The organism is Achromobacter pestifer (assembly GCF_902859625.1).
Classification (GTDB): Bacteria; Pseudomonadota; Gammaproteobacteria; order Burkholderiales; family Burkholderiaceae_B; genus Achromobacter; species Achromobacter pestifer.
On record NZ_CADIJX010000001.1, the window covers coordinates 106,013 to 124,327 of the forward strand.

The 18,315-nt window shown below is 64.4% G+C and carries 14 protein-coding genes; 9 read left to right on the forward strand and 5 right to left on the reverse strand.

Going from position 1 to position 18,315, the window contains the following annotated elements:
• Positions 1-12 precede the first annotated feature (12 nt).
• From HV753_RS00470 to HV753_RS00485, 4 genes are read right to left on the reverse strand one after another with little or no spacing between them, the layout of a single operon-like run.
• Entirely contained in the window at positions 13-993 is a 981-nt protein-coding gene (locus HV753_RS00470) for an aldo/keto reductase (protein ID WP_175172458.1), read from the reverse strand.
• On the reverse strand, positions 990-2,030 hold the full coding sequence (locus HV753_RS00475) for an ABC transporter permease (RefSeq protein ID WP_175172459.1): 1,041 nt from the start codon (positions 2,028-2,030) through the stop codon (positions 990-992). Before HV753_RS00475 ends, HV753_RS00470 begins: the two co-directional genes overlap by 4 nt.
• Positions 2,030-3,550 carry a sugar ABC transporter ATP-binding protein gene (locus tag HV753_RS00480; RefSeq protein WP_175172460.1) on the reverse strand — a complete coding sequence of 507 codons (1,521 nt, stop codon included), beginning with the start codon at positions 3,548-3,550 and terminating at the stop codon, positions 2,030-2,032. The genes HV753_RS00475 and HV753_RS00480 overlap by 1 nt, the downstream gene beginning before the upstream one ends.
• Complete coding sequence (locus HV753_RS00485) at positions 3,547-4,587, reverse strand: substrate-binding domain-containing protein (RefSeq protein ID WP_175172461.1); 1,041 nt, start codon at positions 4,585-4,587, stop codon at positions 3,547-3,549. Before HV753_RS00485 ends, HV753_RS00480 begins: the two co-directional genes overlap by 4 nt.
• A 178-nt stretch (positions 4,588-4,765) precedes the next feature.
• On the opposite strand from HV753_RS00485, the gene HV753_RS00490 reads away from it, so the two are divergent.
• From HV753_RS00490 to HV753_RS00500, 3 genes are read left to right on the forward strand one after another with little or no spacing between them, the layout of a single operon-like run.
• Positions 4,766-6,256: an FGGY family carbohydrate kinase gene (locus tag HV753_RS00490; RefSeq protein WP_175172462.1), complete on the forward strand. Its 1,491-nt coding sequence runs from the start codon at positions 4,766-4,768 to the stop codon at positions 6,254-6,256.
• Positions 6,253-7,971: a glycerol-3-phosphate dehydrogenase/oxidase gene (locus HV753_RS00495; protein ID WP_175172463.1), complete on the forward strand. Its 1,719-nt coding sequence runs from the start codon at positions 6,253-6,255 to the stop codon at positions 7,969-7,971. Before HV753_RS00490 ends, HV753_RS00495 begins: the two co-directional genes overlap by 4 nt.
• On the forward strand, positions 7,968-8,723 hold the full coding sequence (locus HV753_RS00500) for a GntR family transcriptional regulator (RefSeq protein ID WP_175172464.1): 756 nt from the start codon (positions 7,968-7,970) through the stop codon (positions 8,721-8,723). Before HV753_RS00495 ends, HV753_RS00500 begins: the two co-directional genes overlap by 4 nt.
• A 28-nt stretch (positions 8,724-8,751) precedes the next feature.
• Here HV753_RS00500 and HV753_RS00505 read toward each other — a convergent pair whose 3' ends face one another.
• Positions 8,752-9,312: a hypothetical protein gene (locus HV753_RS00505; protein ID WP_175172465.1), complete on the reverse strand. Its 561-nt coding sequence runs from the start codon at positions 9,310-9,312 to the stop codon at positions 8,752-8,754.
• A 326-nt stretch (positions 9,313-9,638) separates the two neighbouring features.
• On the opposite strand from HV753_RS00505, the gene HV753_RS00510 reads away from it, so the two are divergent.
• The 6 genes from HV753_RS00510 (at position 9,639) to HV753_RS00535 (ending at position 18,314) form a co-directional block, all read left to right on the forward strand.
• On the forward strand, positions 9,639-10,352 hold the full coding sequence (locus HV753_RS00510; protein ID WP_175172466.1) for a gluconate 2-dehydrogenase subunit 3 family protein: 714 nt from the start codon (positions 9,639-9,641) through the stop codon (positions 10,350-10,352).
• A gap of 2 nt (positions 10,353-10,354) precedes the next feature.
• Entirely contained in the window at positions 10,355-12,130 is a 1,776-nt protein-coding gene (locus HV753_RS00515; protein WP_175172467.1) for a GMC family oxidoreductase, read from the forward strand.
• A gap of 12 nt (positions 12,131-12,142) precedes the next feature.
• A complete protein-coding gene (locus HV753_RS00520; protein ID WP_175172468.1) occupies positions 12,143-13,465 on the forward strand; it encodes a c-type cytochrome in 1,323 nt (440 codons plus the stop codon).
• A 350-nt stretch (positions 13,466-13,815) separates the two neighbouring features.
• Positions 13,816-14,334, forward strand: a complete 519-nt coding sequence (locus HV753_RS00525; RefSeq protein WP_175172469.1) for a P-loop nucleotide/nucleoside kinase family protein — start codon at positions 13,816-13,818, stop codon at positions 14,332-14,334.
• A 69-nt stretch (positions 14,335-14,403) separates the two neighbouring features.
• Positions 14,404-16,047 (forward strand): VRR-NUC domain-containing protein, encoded by a 1,644-nt coding sequence (locus HV753_RS00530; RefSeq protein WP_175172470.1) that lies wholly within the window; start codon positions 14,404-14,406, stop codon positions 16,045-16,047.
• The gene (locus HV753_RS00535) at positions 16,044-18,314 is read left to right on the forward strand and encodes an ATP-dependent DNA helicase (RefSeq protein ID WP_175172471.1); all 2,271 of its coding nucleotides are present in this window, start codon (positions 16,044-16,046) and stop codon (positions 18,312-18,314) included. The genes HV753_RS00530 and HV753_RS00535 overlap by 4 nt, the downstream gene beginning before the upstream one ends.
• Position 18,315 lies beyond the last annotated feature (1 nt).

The window sequence follows — 18,315 nt, forward strand, 5'->3', positions numbered from 1 at the left end:
GTTCCTTGGGCGTCAGTCCAGGCTTGCAAGATGGTGGCGGGCTGCCGCGTCGATGGCGGCCAGCGCGGCGGGGTCCAGCGTCACACGCGCCGCGCCCGCATTCTGGATCGCCTGCGCCGGAGTGCGGGCGCCGCACAGGGCCGTGCTGACACCGCCCGCTCGGGTGGTCCAGGCGATCATCAGTTGCGCGTAGGAGCAATCCAGGCGTTGCCGCACGGGCGTCAACGCTTCAAAAAAGGCGCTCAGCCGCAGGCGGTTGGCCGTCGAAAAGCGCGGATTGCCGGCGCGCTGGTCGTCTCCCTGGAATTGCCGGTCAGGGTCGATCGGGCCGGCCAGCAGGCCAAGCGCCAGTGAGGAATAGCCTAGCGAGGCCACGCCATGCTCCTGGCACAAAGGCAGCAGGGTGGATTCGATGTCGCGGTCGATCAGGCTGTAGCGTTCCTGGATGGCGTCCACCGGGCCGTGCCGCAGGTATTCGGCCAAGGTGTCGGGCGCGGCATTGCTGACGCCAATGGCGCGGATCTTGCCCTGGCGCTTCAATTCCAGCAGCGCATCCATGGTTTCGGCGACGGGCGTGGTGCTGTCCTGCCAGTGGGTGATGTAGAGGTCGATGTAATCCGTTTGCAGGCGGGCCAGGCTTTGTTCGGCTTCATGGAAGATCGAGGCCCGACCCAAATAGCGGTGCACGGGTTTGCCGTCTTCGTCAAAGAAGTGCGCGCCTTGCTGCGTGTGCCAGACCAGTCCGCATTTGGTGGCGATGACAGCGTCGTGCCGGCGGCCCTTCAGCGCCGTGCCGACCAGGGTTTCGGCGTGCCCCAGGCCATACGCGGGGGCGGTATCGATCAGGCGCACGCCGGCGTCCACGGAGGCGCGGATGGCGGCGATGGCGGCGGCGTCATCGCCGCCGCCCCACATCCAGCCGCCCATGGCCCAGGTGCCCAGGCCGACGGATTCGCATTCGATGCCGGATGCGCCCAGTGTCGTGAGGTTCATTGGTGTCCTTTCTTGACGTTCATCAGATGGTCGATGGTGACGGCGGCCAGCAGGATCAGGCCCTTGACTACGTCCTGCCAGTAGGGCGATACATCCAGCAGGATCAGCGAGCTGGTCACGACCGACAGCAGGGCCAGGCCCAGCACCGCGCCCAGCACCGTGCCGGAGCCGCCTTTCAAACTGGCGCCGCCGATCACCACGGCCGCGATGACGTTCAGTTCCATGCCCATGCCGAAGGTGGGCGTGGCGGCCCCGAAGCGCGCGGTATAGACGACGCCCGCCAGTCCCGCCAGCGTTGAGCACAGCACGGTGACCCAGAACTTCACGCGGCCGGTGCGGATGCCGGAATACAGCGCGGCTTTTTCATTGCTGCCGGTGTAGAACACCTTGCGCAGCAAGGCGGCGCGTCGCAAGGCGAAGTCGCTGACGATGACGATGGCGGCAAAGATCAGGATCACGGCGGGAATGCCACCGATGACGCCCTGGCCGATGAACTTGAACTGCGCGGGCAACGAGAACAAGGATTGCGGCGTGCCCTGCGTGATGGCCAGCGACAAGCCGCGCACGATCACCATGAAGGCCAGCGACGCGATGAAATGACTGAGCCCGATGCGCGTGACGCACAGGCCGATCAGCGCGCCGACGACGCCGCTTGCGGCGATGGCGGCCAGGCTGGCGGTCCAGGGGTCCACCCCCATCAGGAACAGCTTGCCCGTGATCACCATGGCCATGCAGACGACGGACCCCACCGACAAGTCGATGCCGCCCACGATCACCAGCAAGGTCATGCCGACGACGACGATGCCTTCGATGGAGAACGACAGCAGCATCGCGCGGATGTTTTCCCAGGTCAGGAAATGCGGCGATGCAAAGCTCATGCCGATGGCAAGCAGGGCAATGATCAGCAGCAGGCCGGCTTCGCGCATGCTTGTCAGCCGGTGTCGCAACTTGGTGGGCGAGGCGGGCCGTGCAGATGCCAGGCTGGCGTCGGGCAGCAGGACCGCATCGGCCCCGGCGGAGGGTTTGAATTCGGGCATCAGATCGTCTCCTGGGCGCTGAGGCCCGAGGCCAGCCTCAACAACCTTTCTTCTGTCATCTCGCTTGCGGCCAGTTCACCGGCAAGGCGGCCGTCCCGGATCACCAGTGCGCGGTCGCACAGGCCAATGATTTCAGGCAGTTCGGACGAGATCACGACCACTCCCACGCCCTGGTTGGCCAGGGCGCGCAGGATGTGGTGGATCTCGGATTTGGCGCCGACGTCCACGCCGCGCGTGGGTTCGTCCATCAGCAGCACGGCGGGGTGGGTTGCCAGCAGCTTGGCGATGGCTACCTTCTGCTGGTTGCCGCCTGACAGGCTGGCAGCGTCAATGGCCACACCGTCAGACTTGAGCTTGAGCTGCGCGCCCAGTTCCGTGGCCAAACGCCGTTCTGCGCGCCGGCGCAGCAGGCCGAAGCGCGAACTGATGCGGGCCAGCGCCATGGACGATATGTTCTGTTCGATGGGCAGGTCCAGGAACAGGCCAGCGGCCTTGCGGTCTTCGCTAAGGTAGGCGATGCCATGGCGCAGGGCATCGCCATAGCGGCGCAGCCGTAGCGGCTTGCCGCGCAGGCGGACGGTGCCGCGCCGTGCGCGCCGCAAACCGCACAGGGTCTCGGCCAATTCGCTGCGCCCGGCGCCCATCAGGCCGGAGATGCCCAGGATCTCGCCGCGCCGGAGCGTGAACGAGATGCCATGCACGCTAGTGCCATCGGCGATGCCGTCCACCTCCAGCAAGGGGGCGGCGTCTACGCTTGCTGCCTGTTTCGGGGGGTAGTAGCAGCCCAGGTCGCGCCCCACCATGCTGCGTACCAGCGCATCGGGCGTCAGGTCGGACAGGGGGGCGCACAACACGTCGCGGCCGTCGCGCAGCACGGTGACGCGGTCGCAGTGCTGGAAGATCTCGGCCATGCGGTGGCTGATGTAGATGATGCCAATGCCCTGCGCCTTCAGGTCATGCAGCACGTGGAAGAGGGCGGCCGATTCCACTTCGGTCAGCGCTGCCGTGGGTTCGTCCAGGATCAGGACTTTGCAGTCCAGGGTCAATGCCTTGGCGATTTCAACCAGTTGTTGGCTGGATATGCCAAGTTCGTCCACGCGCAGGCCCGGGTCGATGCGCTGCCCCAGCCGCGCCAGCACCTGAGCCGCTCGCGCATTCAGGCTGGCGAAGTCCATCCATGCACGCGGCCGGGTGGTGATCTCGGGCATGAAGATGTTCTCGGCCACGGTGGCATCGCCGCACAGCGCGATTTCCTGGTGGACCAGTCCGATGCCCAGCCGCATGGCATGGGCTGGCCCGCTGATGACGACGGGGGCGCCATTCAGCCGGATGTCGCCCTCGTCGGGCGCGTGGATGCCGTCGATGATCTTCATCAGCGTCGACTTGCCCGCGCCGTTCTCGCCGCACAGGGCATGGATTTCACCCGCTTGCAGCGAGAAGTCCACGCAGGCCAGCGCCCGCGAAGCGCCGAAACGCTTGGCGATGCCACGCAGTTCCAACAAGGGCGGTTGCGCGGTCATTCGTTGATGCCCTTGGTGCCACGGCGGGCCAGGTACTTGTCCCAATAGAAGTCGTCGGCGTTGGCCTTGCTGACAATGGACAGGCCGTTGTCCAGGAAGGGCACGGCCATCGGGTTGGTGCCGTTGCGCTTGGCGTCGTTCATCGGGTCGATCAGTTGCTGGTTGCGCGCCAGGAACAGCAGCATCATGCCCATGTAGCCCTGCACGCCCTGGTTCGGATTGACGGAACCGTAGACTTCACCCGACTTGATCATGTCCAGGATCTTGGCGTTGACGTCGCAGCAGAGCACCTTGATGTTCTTCTTGGTTTCGATGCTGGCCTGCGCCGCGCCCAGTGCGGAATTGGCTTCGGGCATGAACAATGCCGCCAGGCCGGGGTTGGCCTGCGCCAAGCTCAAGGTGGCTTGGTACGCTTTGTTCGGGTCTTGGTTGCTGGCTGCGCGGCCGACCAGTTTCATGCCGGGGTGCTGGGTCTTCATGCGGTTGATGAAGGCGGCGATGCGGCGGTCGTGGTTGTCCTGGCCGGGGTTTTCCAGCACGGCGTAATCGCCTTTGCCATTCAGCGATGCGGCGATCGCGTCGGCCGCTTGCGCGCCTTCGCGGTCATTGTCGGACGTGACAAACGACACGCGCTTGGAATTGGGAGAATCGGCCGCGAACGTGACGACCGGGATCCCCATCGCGGCGGCGCGGTTGATGGGCTCGATGAACGGATCGGGGTTCATCGGGTGCAGCAGGATGCCGGCGGGCTTGCGGGCCAGCTCCTGTTCAAAAGAGGCCAGCTGTTTATTGACGTCGTACTCGGGCGTGCCCGAATAGCGGGTCTTGACGCCCAGCGTCTGGCCCAGCTGTTTCATCATTTCATACACCGGGAACCAGTACTCCACCCCGGACACCATGACGTTCATGACATAGACGTCGCTGTTGGCGCCTTTGAGTCCGGCACCCGGCGAGGCCGGCGCGCTTTGTGCAAAGGCATTGGCTCCTGCCAGGCTGGCGCCCGCAGCAGCTACGGTCTTCAAGAATTCTCTTCTCATGTTGCGCTCCTTTTCCTCGCATTGATCCGTTGCCTGTTGGCGTGGATATCGGGTGGTGGGCCTGATTGGCTCAACTAGTTGTTATGACATCGACTGAACTATATGGCAGCGGAATTATTTCTTTTACTAGGGGAAACACTGCTATCCTGCGGAAAATATCTGTATACGATGTTATGACATGAAAACAGACATCTTCCTGGGTATCGACATGGGGTCCACGGGCCTGAAGGCAGTCGCCTTCGAGGCCGGGACGGGAGCCACGCTGGCTGCCTCAGGCGGCGGCTTGCCTTATCGGCACCTGCCGGTTGGCGGCTGCGAGTTAAGCGCGGAGGCCATCGATACCGCCTTGATGCAGGCGTTGCGCGGCGTGGCGGAACAGTTGGGTTCGCGTGTGGCCGAGGTGCGCGCGCTGTGCTGCACGGGACATGGCGCCGGCCTCTATGCGCTGGACGAACAGGGAGCCTTGTTGGCCGGACGCGCGGTGGCATCGACCGACCAGCGCGCCGCGACTCGTGCCCGGGTACTGGAGCAACGGGTCGGAGACGCGCTGTATCAGGACGTGGGTTGCCGGCCATGGTCGGGCCAGCCCAGCCTGGTGGCGGCGGAGTTGTTCGATGCGCAAGGCGGTGGCCATCGCGCGATCCGCCGCTTGCTGTTTGCCAAGGATTACTTGGGTTTCCTGCTAAGCGGAGAGATCGCCACCGATGCCAGTGACGTCAGCACGGCAGGCTTGTTGAACCTGGAGTCCGGCACGTGGTCCGCACTGGCGTTCGAGGCGGCCGGCCTGGCGGATCTGATGCCGCACGCCTTGCCGCCCATCGTGCCCACGGGCACGGTGATTGGCCATCTGTTGCCGGCGCGCGCAGCGGCCTGCGGCCTGCCTGCCGGGATGCCGGTGGTCATGGGCGCGATTGATTTGCTGGCTTCCCTGTCTGCCGTTGGCGCCGTGAAAAGCGGCCATGCGGTCGCGGTGTTCGGGACTTGGTGCGTGAATGCCGTGGTGGCTCCCGTGCGCGAACCAAAGCCCGAGGTTGGAGCCATCGTGCGCCACGGCCCCGGTGCTTTGCGGCTGTATCTGGAGAACAGTCCTTCATCGATGGCGAATGTGGCTTGGGCGGCACGCACCCTGCAATTCGAGGATGCGGCGGCCGTGGTGAAGAGCGCGATGTCGGTGCCGTTGGGGGCAGAGGGTTTGCGGTTTCTGCCGTTCATCAACGGGGGCGGGGTGGCTGCGGGTGCCACCGCAGGGTTCGTGGGTTTGAAGGGGCATCATGGGCGCGCGCACATGGCGCGGGCGGTGATTGATGGGGTGGTGGCGTTGCATGCGTGGCACCTGAAGCGTCTGGCCGCGCATGGCCTGGGCGTGCCTGGGCGGGTGGCCGCCCTGGGCGGCGGGGCGCGCGATTCCAGGCTGGTGCGCTTGTTGGCGGATTTTCTGGGGCATTCGGTGGAGCGCTGCGGCGACGATGAAACAGGCGCGCGTGGCGCGGCCGGTTATGCGGCGTTGTCACAGGGGGCGTGCGCGGATGAGGTGCTGCCGGTGCGCTGCGTGACCGAGGCGCCCGAGGCGGCTGCCGCACAAGCCCATGCCGCTTACTTCATGGGTTTTGAAGCCTTGATCGGCAATATGGCGCCCGCGTTTGAACAATTGGCGAGGCCCGCGCAATGACGACGCCCGGCTTGCCCTATGTACGCCCCGCCGCCTTGGCGGGCCGGCACTTTTCAACGGTGATCGTGGGGGCCGGCATCAATGGCGTCGGCGTGTTCCGCGACCTGTCCTTGCAAGGCGTGGACTGCCTGATCGTCGACAAGAGCGACTTCGCCGCCGGCGCCAGCAGCGCGCCGTCGCGCATGATCCATGGCGGGCTGCGGTATCTGGAAAGCGGTGCGTTCGCGCTGGTGGCCGAGGCCACGCGCGAGCGCAATCTGTTGCTGCGCAACGCGCCGCATCTGGTGCGTCCGCTGGAAACGGTGGTGCCTTTGTCCAGCCGTTTCGGCGGTTTGCTGGGCAGCGTGCTGCGTTTTGCGGGCTTTACGGCGTCGCCCGGCGCGCGGGGGGTGTTTGTGGTGGCGCTGGGTCTGCGGCTCTATGACCGGCTGGGCCGCCGCCAGCGGGTCATGCCGGAGCATCGCATTGCCAGGGCATCGGCTGCGGACGAGGCGCTGTTCCGGGACACGGTGGGCTGGACGGCGACGTATTTCGACGCCTGGATCACGCATCCCGAATGGCTGATTCTGGAATTGATGGCAGATGCGCATGCCGACCAGCCGGCGTCGTTGGCCGCCAACTATTGCAACGTGACGGCTTGCCGGGGCAAGACGCTTTACCTCCGCGACGAACTCACTGGCGAAACCGTCGAGGTCACCGCGGACACCGTGGTCAATGCCACGGGCGCGTGGCTGGACCGGTCAGCCGACGTGTTGGAAGGCGAGGGCGCGCGCGTCATGGGCACAAAGGGCTCGCACCTGATCCTGGATCATCCCGCGTTGCGCGCGGCGCTGGATGGGCGCATGGTGTACTTCGAGGCGTCGGACGGCCGCGTCTGCATCGTTTATCCCTTCATGGACCGCGTGCTGGTCGGGTCCACCGATATTCCGGTCGACGATCCCGACCAGGCAGCCACCGAACCCGCCGAGATCGACTACCTGCTGAGCGTGCTGGGTGAGGTCTTTCCACGGCTGAGTTTCGGGCGTGGCGACGTCGTCTACACTTATGTCGGTGTGCGCCCGCTAGCGCATTCCCAGGCCGACAAGCCTGGCCAGATATCACGCGATCATGCGGTGGTGATCGATCCCCCGAACGCGGTGCGTGATGTGCCGTTGATCTGCCTGGTGGGCGGTAAATGGACCACGTTCCGGTCGTTGGCGGAACTGGCGGCCAATCAGGTGCTGGCGCAGCTTGGCCGGTCCCGCCTGCGTCTGACCGAGGCGCTGGCCATCGGTGGCGGCGCCGGCATGCCGACGGATAGCCAGGACAGGGAGCTCATGGCCGATGCGATCCAACGCCAGTCCGGGTTGACGCGCGAACGTATCGATATCCTGGTGAGCCGCTATGGTTCGCGTGCCGGCCGGCTGGCGCAGGTGTTTGCCGGCGCGGGCGATGTCCCGCTGCGGCACGCTCGGGACTATTCCGAAGCCGAGATCCGCACGCTATGCCAGGAAACTGGCGTGCAGCATCTGGCCGACCTGGTGATCCGCCGGACCCTGTTGGCGATACGCGGCTGTGTCACCAACGGCTTGCTGGCTGAATTGGCCGATCTGGCAGCAGCGGCGTTGGGTTGGACGGCCACGCGCCGTCGCGAAGAGTGGCTGGCCTGCACCGCCATTCTGCGCGACCGGCATTTTGTAGATATTGATTTGATTCCTAGCCTTATCACGACATGAGCAGCCCCCTTCCGAACCAAGACGTACTGGACCGCAACGCCAGCGCCCCGCTTTGGACGCAGTTTCGCGATGTGGTGCGCGGCAAGATTCTTCAAGGCGAACTGGCCGTGGGCGCCAAGCTTTCCACCGAGGCCGAGTTCGGCGAGCAGTACGGTATTTCGCGCATCGTGGTGCGCGAGGCCCTGGCGGACTTGGTGCGCAATGGCCTGATCTACAAGATTCGCGGGCAGGGCGCGTTTGTGTCGGCGCGTGAACGCGACGAGGATTTCGTGTCGACGGTGCTGGGTTTTTCGGACGAAATGGCGCGCAAGGGCCGAACCGTCCGCACGCAGGTGCTGGTGCAGGAACTGCGGGCGCCGACGGCACAAGAAGCCGCGTCGCTTGCGCTGACCGACACGGACATGGTGGTTGCGCTCAAGCGGTTGCGCAGCGTGGATGGCGAATTGCAGTTGCTGGTGGAAACGGCCGTGCCCGCGGATCTGGCACCGGGCCTGCATCGCGCGCGGCTGGAAAACCGGTCGCTGTATGACGTGCTGCGCCGCCAATATGGCCTGCGCATCGTGCGGGCCGAGCGCTGGATCGATGCGGTGGCGCCAGACGCGCAGACTTGCGAATTGCTGGGGATGGCCGGGGCCGAGCCGCTGCTGCGCATCGAGTCCATTGCCTATGGTTCAAATGGCCGGCCGCTGGAGTATTACCGCGCGTTGCACCGCTGCAAATCGAGCCGGCTGCACGTTCAGACCACGACCTGATGCTGACGCGGCCTTGCGGCCCAAATGCCTACAGCACGTTCAACGCCCGCGCGACCCATAGCGCAAGTCCGATCGCAATGCCGATCAGCAGCATGCGGCGCAAGCCGCCACCTGCGGGAACCGCGCCGGGCGCCAAGGGCCGGTCGGCGTTGACGCTGGCCGGCTGTGCCGGAGTGGCGGTTGGCTGGTCCGGCGCGTCGGTTTCAATGGTGAATGCAGGCTTGCCCTGATTGCCTGCCGGGTCGCCGGCCAAGTCCTTGATGTCGACCCCTGCATTTTTCAACATGTCCCACAGGCCGCCCAGGCCTTCGCCGCTGCGCAGCGCTTCGATGCGTTCGCGTTCGGCGCGCGGGACGTCGTCCAGGCTGTCGTAGTGACGGCCGTTCACCGTGACCGCGCCGTCCTTGATCTCGACCTTGAACGCCTCACCGTTTTCAAACCCTGCGTAGCTCCACTGTTCGCTGACGCTGCCCATTTTCCGGTCGAGCAGGTCTTCGATGTTGACGCGCTGCTCCGGCGTGAGGTCTGTGTCCGCGGTCCAACTGCGCGTGGTCGTCGAACTGCGCCAGGTTTTCGTGTTGTCGTTCATGAGCGATCCGTTGCTGTTCCTGTCGCGAAATATACAGAATCCGTTAACCCGGCTGTCAGAAAAGCCCAAATTCTTGCAGTTCTTACATTGTCCTTAATGCAAAAGATAATCCCATGTCAAGAAAATCGATCTGATATGGTCGATAGAGCGGATCAGATGGCCTAAAAGGCGCATAATGCCTGCACCTTCTCTTACGTCCCTTTTCAAGAGCAGGTTCGATTTTCTGTAAGCAAAGAGCGTGTTGTCACTAGCTCGGCAGTTCGTGTTTCCAGGTCTCATGTTCGGTCGCGCGATAGGACAACTTGGAGTATTCACGGAGATTGTCTATGACAGACGATGCAAAGCCGCGTCGGCGGTTTCTGCAAGCGCTGGCGATTGTGCCGGCCTCGACGCTGGCGGTAGGTGCCCTAACCACCGCCTGTACCAACGCCAGTGACGGCAAGACCGCACAGGCGGCCAAACCCTACGAACCCGCCTATTTCACCAAGCCCGAATGGGCCTTCATCGTGGCTGCCGTGGATCATCTGATCCCCGCCGACGAGTACGGCCCTGGCGCGATCGAGGCCGGCGTGCCCGAGTTCATCGACCGTCAGATGGAAACGCCATTCGGCCACGGCAAGCTTTGGTACATGCAAGGGCCGTTCCATACCGATCAGGTGCCGGAGCTGGGCTATCAGCTGAACCAGAATCCGCGCGAGGTCTACCGCCACGGCATCGAGTCCTGTGACGCCTGGTGCGTGAAGACGCACGGCAAGGTGTATGCCGAACTGGACAAGCCCTTGCAGGAACAGATCCTGAAGGATCTGCAAGGCGGCAAGATCGAATTCGAGGCGGTGCCTGCCCGGACATTCTTCAGCTTCCTGCTTTCCAACACCAAGGAAGGGTTCTTTGCCGATCCGATCTACGGCGGCAACAAGAACATGGTGGGTTGGAAGATGGTGGGCTTTCCCGGTGCGCGCGCCGACTATATGGACTGGGTTGACCAGCCCAACGTGAAGTACCCCTATGGCCCGGTGTCTATCTCTGGGGAGAAGGGTTAATCATGGCGATCAAGAAAGATAAAGTGGATGCGGTATTGGTCGGGTTCGGCTGGACCGGGGCGATTCTGGGCCAGGAACTGACCGAGGCCGGTTTGCAGGTGCTGGCGCTGGAGCGCGGCGGCATGCAGGACACGCCGAAGGACGCCGAATACCCGAAGGTGATCGACGAGCTGGCGTATTCCGTGCGCGGCAAACTGTTCCAGGACTTGTCCAAGGAAACCGTGACGATCCGCCATGGCGTGGACGACGTGGCCGTGCCGTACCGCCAGAACGGATCGTTCCTGCTGGGCACGGGCGTGGGCGGCGCGGGCTTTCACTGGAACGGCATGCACTACCGCGTATTGCCCGAAGAGCTGGAACTGCGCACCCGCTACGAAACACGCTACGGCAAGAAGTTCATCCCGGAAGGCATGACCATCCAGGATTTTGGCGTGACCTACGACGAACTGGAGCCGTACTTCTCCAAGTTTGAATACGTCTGCGGCACGTCCGGCAAGGCGGGCAACCTGAACGGCAAGATCGTTGAAGGCGGCAACCCGCTGGAAGGCAAGCGCAGCAAGGAATATCCCTTGGCGCCGCTGGCCAACACCTATGGCGCGCAACTGTTCGAGAAGGCCGCGCGCGAGGTCGGGTTCAATCCGTATCCGGCGCCTGCCGCCAATGCGTCCGGTCCCTACACCAACCCCTACGGCGTGCGGCTGGGACCCTGTAATTTCTGCGGCTTCTGCGAGAACTACGGGTGCTACATGTACTCGAAGGCCTCGCCGCAGACGACCATCCTGCCGGTGTTGCTGAAGAAGCCCAACTTTGAGCTGCGCACGCATTCGCAGGTCATCAAGGTCAACCTGGATTCGACCGGCAAGAAAGCCATTGGCGTGACGTATATCGACGCGCAGGGCCGCGAGATCGATCAGCCGGCCGACCTGGTGATCCTGTCGGCCTACCAGATGCACAACGTCCGCCTGCTGCTGCTGTCGGGCATTGGCAAACCGTATGACCCCAAGACCAACGAAGGCGTGGTCGGCAAGAATTACGCCTATCAGATGAACGGCGCGGTCAATGTGCTGTTGCCCAAGGGCACCCAGCTGAACCCCTTCGTGGGCACCGGCGCGGGCGGCGTGGGCATGGACGACTTGAACGGCGACCAATTCGACCACGGCCCGCTGGGCTTTGTGGGTGGCGCCAGCATCCGCCACGTGCGCTACGGCGGCCGTCCGATCAAGCAGACGCCCACGACGCCGGGCACCCCCAGCTGGGGCACGGCCTGGAAGGCCGGCGTGCAGGATGCGTATCAACGCTTCATGACCATCGGGATTTCCGGTTCGGTGATGTCGTATCGCGACGCCTACCTGTCGCTGGACCCGACCTACAAGGACGCTTTCGGCCAGCCGCTGTTGCGCATGACGTTCGACTGGCATGACAACGAATTCGACATGCTGGGCTACATGGGCAAGCGCATGGAGACCGTGGCAAAGGCCATGAATCCGGAAAAGCACTTCGTGGCGGTGCGCAAGAAGGGTGCGCGCTATGACACGCGGGTCTACCAAAGCACGCACAACACGGGCGGCGCGATCATGGGCTCGAATCCCAAGGAAAGCGTGGTCAACAAGTACCTGCAAAGCTGGGACGTGCCCAACGTGTTCGTGATGGGCGCCTGCGTGTTCCCGCAGAACATGGGCTACAACCCGACCGGGCTGGTGGGCGCATTGGCCTATTGGGCCGCCCAGGCGATCCGCGACCAGTATCTGAAGAACCCCGGCCCGCTGGTCCAGGCTTAAGGAGACGGAACAATGATGAAGCAAACCATTGTTGCGGCCTTTTCGGCGTTGTCGGCCCTCGCGGCCAGCGCCGCCTTCGCCGCCGACGGCACGCCGGCCGCGGCGGATGCGCAGATGATCAAGCAAGGCGAATATCTGTCGCGCGCCGGTGACTGTATTGCTTGCCACACGGCGGGGGGCGGCAAGCCCTTCGCGGGTGGTCTGGGCATTGAGTCGCCGCTGGGCACGATCTATTCGACCAACATCACCCCCGACAAAGAGACGGGCATCGGCAACTACACGTACGAGGACTTTGACCTGGCCGTGCGCCACGGCAAGGCGCGCGACGGGCATTCGCTGTATCCGGCCATGCCGTATACCGCGTATGCCAAGGTCACACCCGATGACGTGAAGGCGCTCTACGCCTATTTCATGCATGGCGTCGAGCCCGTCAAGCAGGAAAACAAGGACACCGACATCACGTGGCCCTTGTCGATGCGTTGGCCGTTGACCGTGTGGCGCTGGGTGTTCGCACCGGAGGTCGTCAGCGGCCCGGCCGCCTCCGACTTGAAGGGCGCCGACCGCGACGCATTGCTGCGCGGCCAGTACCTGGTGGAAGGGCTGGGGCATTGCAGCACCTGCCACACGCCGCGCGGATTCGCCTTGCAGGAAAAGGCGTTGAGCGACAAGGACGGCTCGGCCTTCCTGTCGGGCGGCGTGGTGGAAGGCTGGCTGGCCAAGAACCTGCGCGGCGACACCACCGACGGCCTGGGTAGCTGGAGCAAGGAAGACATTGCGGCCTTCCTGAAGTCCGGCCGCAATGGCCATTCGGCGGCGTTCGGCGGCATGGCGCAAGTGGTCCAGGACAGCACGCAACACCTGTCCGACGCCGATCTGAACGCCATTGCGGTGTATCTGAAGAGCTTGCCGCCCGTCAACAAGGACGCGACCCAGCCGTTGGCCTATGACGAGACGGTGGCGCAGGCGCTGCGTACCGGCAAGGACAAGGGCGACGGCGCGATGGCGTTCCTGAACAACTGCGCCGCGTGCCACCGCAGCACCGGCAAGGGCTATGCGGAAACGTTCCCGCAACTGGCGCTGAGCTCGACGGTGAACTCCGCCGATCCCTCGTCGTTGATTCACATCGTGTTGAAGGGCGCGCAGATGCCGGGCACGGCCGCCGCGCCGACCGCTTACGCGATGCCGGGTTTCGACTGGCGCATGACCGATAAGGAAGTTGCCGACGTGGTGACCTTCGTGCGGTCCAGCTGGGGCAACAAGGGCGCGGCGGTCAGCGCGTCGGATGTGGCCAAGGTGCGCAAGGACGTGGCGGCGGCGCCGCAGCCGGTGCGCTAGCCCCGGCGTGTCCACTTGATGTGTCCGCATCACGGCGGCGCCGGAAAACTCAGGTTTTCCGGCGCCGTTTTTCTTGGGCGGAATTGACAAGCGCCGCCGCGAGGCGCAAGCTTCATTGCATGCACCGACCCCCGACCCCGTTTGCTTTGATGATTACCACCATTAGGCCAATGGTGGGTTAGCGCGCGTCGGAACATCGCTACACAAACCCGCCAAGAGGCGGGTTTTTTGTTGCCCCGCCCAAGGTAAAAATGCTCCCCCCGGGGGCAGCATGCATGCGAAACATGCGCAGCGAGGGGACTTCGTATGGGCCCGCCTGCGGCATGTCTCGCTCACCAGGAGCGCTTTACATGACGTCTTTGAACCCATCCGCCACGACCGCAGCCATGCCGGCGCTTCACTTCCTGTGCGGCAAGATCGGCGCGGGGAAATCCACCTTGGCTGCGTCCCTGGCCTTGCGGCCGGGCACCATCCTGCTTAGCGAGGACCATTGGCTGGCTGCGCTGTATCCCGGCGAGATCGTGGATGTATCGGACTATGCTCGCTGCGCCAGCCGTTTGCGCAACGCGATGGGTCGCCATGTCGCGGCACTGGTCGGGGCAGGGCTGTCGGTCGTGCTGGATTTTCCGACCAATACCCGGCGGAGCCGCGAGTGGTTGCGCCAGGTGGCGGAATTGGCCGGTTGCCCGCATCAATTGCACTATCTTGAAGCTTCCGACGCGGTGTGCAAGGCCAGGCTGCGCCTGCGCAATGCATCGGGGGCGCATCCTTTCACCACCAGCGATGAACAGTACGACGCGATCACGGCGTATTTTGTTGAACCCGAGGATGCCGAAGGGTTCAACATCGTGCGCCATGGGCAAGGATGACCGCGCTAGGCGCGGGCGGGGCCGCCTGCTATGATTACTGGATAAATACCCAGTTATCTGGCCTGGCCGATGTTTCCCCCGCACCGTTACTACTACCTTCACAATTTCCAGCGCGCGCTGGCGTGGGTCTCAGACCGTTACGCCGACCTGCTGGATGCCTCTGAACGCCGCTTCCTGGCTGATTTTTCGGCCTTGCCGCAGGCTTCCCAGGCGTTGATGGTGCGGATGCTGATGCGGCGCGGGCCCTGGTTCCGGGCCAGCCGGCTGGTGTATGAGGAAATCTCCAGTACCGATCTCGCAGCCCAGCCCTTGGTGGCGCTGGGCTGGCTGGACCCGCGCGCGCCAATGACGGTCGACGAGTTGTTTGGCCTGCACACCAAGCCCGAACTTTGCCGGATGTTCGCGGGCGTGCCGATCAAGCCTGCGGCGCGCAAGGCAGACGTCTTGGAGGCCGTGCGCGCCCTGCATGGCGGCCCGCAGCCTTACGACGCCTGGAACCCGGGCGCGGACGAACCGGTTTGGCGCGTGATGGCAGGCGAGGTCTGCGAACGCTTCCGCCTGATGTTCTTCGGTAATCTCTATCAGGATTGGTCCGAGTTCGTGTTGGCGGACCTGGGCGTGTTCCAGTACGAGGCGGTGCCGTTCGATGCGTCGTCGCGGGCGTTCCAGACGCGCGCGGACGTGGACGGCTATCTGGCCCTGCATGCCTGCCGGATGGCGCTGGACGAAGGGGCCGAGTTCGACACCTTGTTGCAGGCGGTGGAAGACTGCGCCAGCCAGAACCCGTGGCTGGAGAAGCGCCGGGCCAAGGTGTTGCTGCGGATCGGACAAGCGTGCGAGCGGTCGCAGGACTGGCAGGCCGCCGAACACGTCTATGCGCGCTGCGCCTATCCCGGCGCGCGGCATCGCCGCATTCGGGTGCTTGAACGCATGGCTCGCTTTGATGGCGCGTTGGCGCTGGCCCTGCAAGCGCAAGAGGCGCCCGAAAGCGAGGAAGAAAGCCAACGCCTGGCGCGGATGTTGCCACGTCTGTATCGGGGCGCGGGCCAGGGCATGCCGGCGCGGGCGGCGGCGCCTGCCTTGTTGCGCACGGACCTGATCTTGCCGCGGCCGGTCGAGCCCATGGCGGTGGAATATGTCACCCGCGATCATCTGCATCAGGACGATGCGCCGGTGCATTATGTCGAGAACGCACTGATCAATTCCCTGTTTGGCTTGTTGTGCTGGCCCGCCATCTTCGCGCCCTTGCCGGGCGCATTCTTTCATCCGTTCCAGCGCGGCCCGGCGGATCTGGACGCGCCGGACTTCCATGCGCGCCGCGAAGCGCTGTTCGCGGACTGCCTGGCGCAACTGGAGACCCCGGCGTATCGCGACGTGATCCTGCAACGCTATGCCGAAAAGTCGGGCGTGCAGTCGCCATTTGTGTTTTGGGGCGCCTTGTCCGACACGCTGATGACGCAGGCGCTGGATTGCCTGCCGGCCGCGCATCTGAAGCTGTACTTCACCCGGCTGCTGACGGATGTCAAGACCAACCGCTCCGGCTTGCCGGACCTGATCCGTTTCTGGCCGGCGGAGCGCCGCTATGAACTGATCGAGGTCAAAGGGCCGGGCGACAAACTCCAGGACAACCAGATCCGCTGGTTGCAGTACTGCGTGGCGCATGGGATGCCAGTGCGGGTGTGCCACGTCAGTTGGCAGGAGGGCGCGGCATGAGCTACGCCGTGGCGGTGCGCGCATTGTGCGAATTCACGGCGCGCGCGGGTGACCTGGACTCGCGCTTCACGCCCGCGCCGACGGGGCAAGAAGGGATGGCGGGCCACGTCGTGGTGACAGGGCGGCGCGGGCCCGCCTACGAGACCGAAGTCGCGCTGTCCGGCCAGCATGAGAACTTGTTGGTGCGGGGGCGAGCCGATGGCTACGATCCCGTGAGCCATCAGTTGGAAGAGATCAAGACATACCGCGGCCAATTGGACAGCGTGCGCGAGAATCATCGCGTGGTGCATTGGGCGCAGGCGCGCGTCTACGGCCATTTGCTGTGCCAGGCACGCGGACTGGACCGGTTGCGCGTGGCGCTGGTGTATTTCAACGTGGTCACCGAAGAAGAGACGGTGCTGGTCGAAACACACGAGGCGTCGGCGTTGGCGGCTTTTTTCCAGGAACAATGCGGCCGATTCCTGGCCTGGGCCAAGACCGAGCTTGCCCATCGGCAGGCGCGTGACGGTGCCCTGGAAAAGCTGGCGTTTCCGCATGGAGAGTTTCGCGCCGGGCAGCGCGACCTGGCCGTGGCGGTGTATCGCACGGCCCGTGACGGCCGCAGCTTGATGGCCCAGGCGCCTACCGGCATTGGCAAGACGCTGGGCACGCTTTTTCCGCTGCTCAAGGCCACCCCTGGCACGGGCCTGGACAAGGTCTTCTTCCTGGCGGCCAAAGGGTCGGGGCGCGGGCTGGCGGTCGAAGCCCTGGATACCATCAATGCGCAGCCCGCCGCGCCTGCGTTGCGCGTGCTGGACTTGCAGTCGCGCGACAAGACCTGCGAGCATCCGGACCTGGCTTGCCATGGGGATTCCTGCCCGTTGGCCCGGGGCTTTTACGACCGCTTGCCGCAGGCGCGCGAGGCCGCGCTGACGCATGTCAGGCTGGATGCACCTACGGTGCGTGCCACGGCCCGCGCGCATCAGGTGTGTCCGTATTATCTGTCGCAGGAACTGATCCGCTGGAGCGATGTGGTGGTGGGCGACTACAACTACTACTACGACGCCACCGCGATGCTCTATGCCATGACGCAGGCCTACCAATGGAAGGTGGCCGTGTTGGTGGACGAGGCTCACAATCTGGTGGACCGGGCACGCCGCATGTATACCGGCGAATTGGATCAGACATCGCTGGCCGCCGCGCGCCAGGCCGCGCCCAAGGCGCTGAAGAAGTCGTTGGACGGCTTGCAGCGGTCATGGAATGCGATGAACAAGAAACAGGCGGAACGATATCAAGCCTATGACATGGTGGCGCCCGGCGTGCTGACGGCCGTGCAGAAAGCGGTGGACGCGATCATGGAGTACATGGGCGAGGCGCCATTGCCACAAGACGATCCCGTGCTGGCGTTCTACTTTGAAGCGCTGCAATTCATGCGTCTGGCCGAGCAATTTGGGTCGCATGCGCTGTTTGATGTCACGCTGTCGGATGTGGGCGTGGCCAGCGCCAAGACCCGCCCGTCGGTCTTGTGCGTGCGCAATGTGATCCCGGCGCAGTATTTGGCGGCACGCCACGCGGCGGCCCATGCGACGGTGCTGTTTTCGGGTACGCTCAGTCCGCAGCAGTTCTATCGCGACACGCTGGGTTTGCCCGCGGACACGCCCTGGATCGATGTGGCCGCGCCGTTCCAGGCCGAGCAATTGGCGGTGCGGGTCGTGGGCAACGTGTCCACGCGATTTCGCGACCGAGAACGCTCGCTGGCGCCCATCGTCGATCTGATCGCTTCCCAATACACCGAGCGGCCGGGCAACTATCTGGGCTTTCTGAGCAGCTTTGATTATTTGCGCCAGGTGGCCGACCTGATGCGCCAGCGCCATCCTGCCGTGCCGATCTGGTTGCAGACGCCGGGCATGGACGAGCCGGGCCGGGCCGCGTTTCTGGCCCGATTCACCGAGACCGGCCAAGGCGTCGGGTTCGCGGTGCTGGGCGGCGCGTTTTCGGAAGGAGTGGATCTACCGGGCAAGCGGCTGATCGGGGCCTTCATCGCCACGCTAGGGTTGCCGCAGGTGAACCCGGTGAATGAAAACATGAAGCGGGCCATGGACTTGCGCTATGGGGAAGAGAATGGCTACGACTACACCTACCTGTATCCGGGCATGCAGAAAGTGGTGCAGGCGGCCGGCCGGGTGATCCGTACCGAGCAAGACGTGGGCACGGTACACCTGATCGACGACCGCTACCGCCGTGCCAAGGTGCGCGGCCTGTTGCCCAGTTGGTGGCGGGTGGACTGAT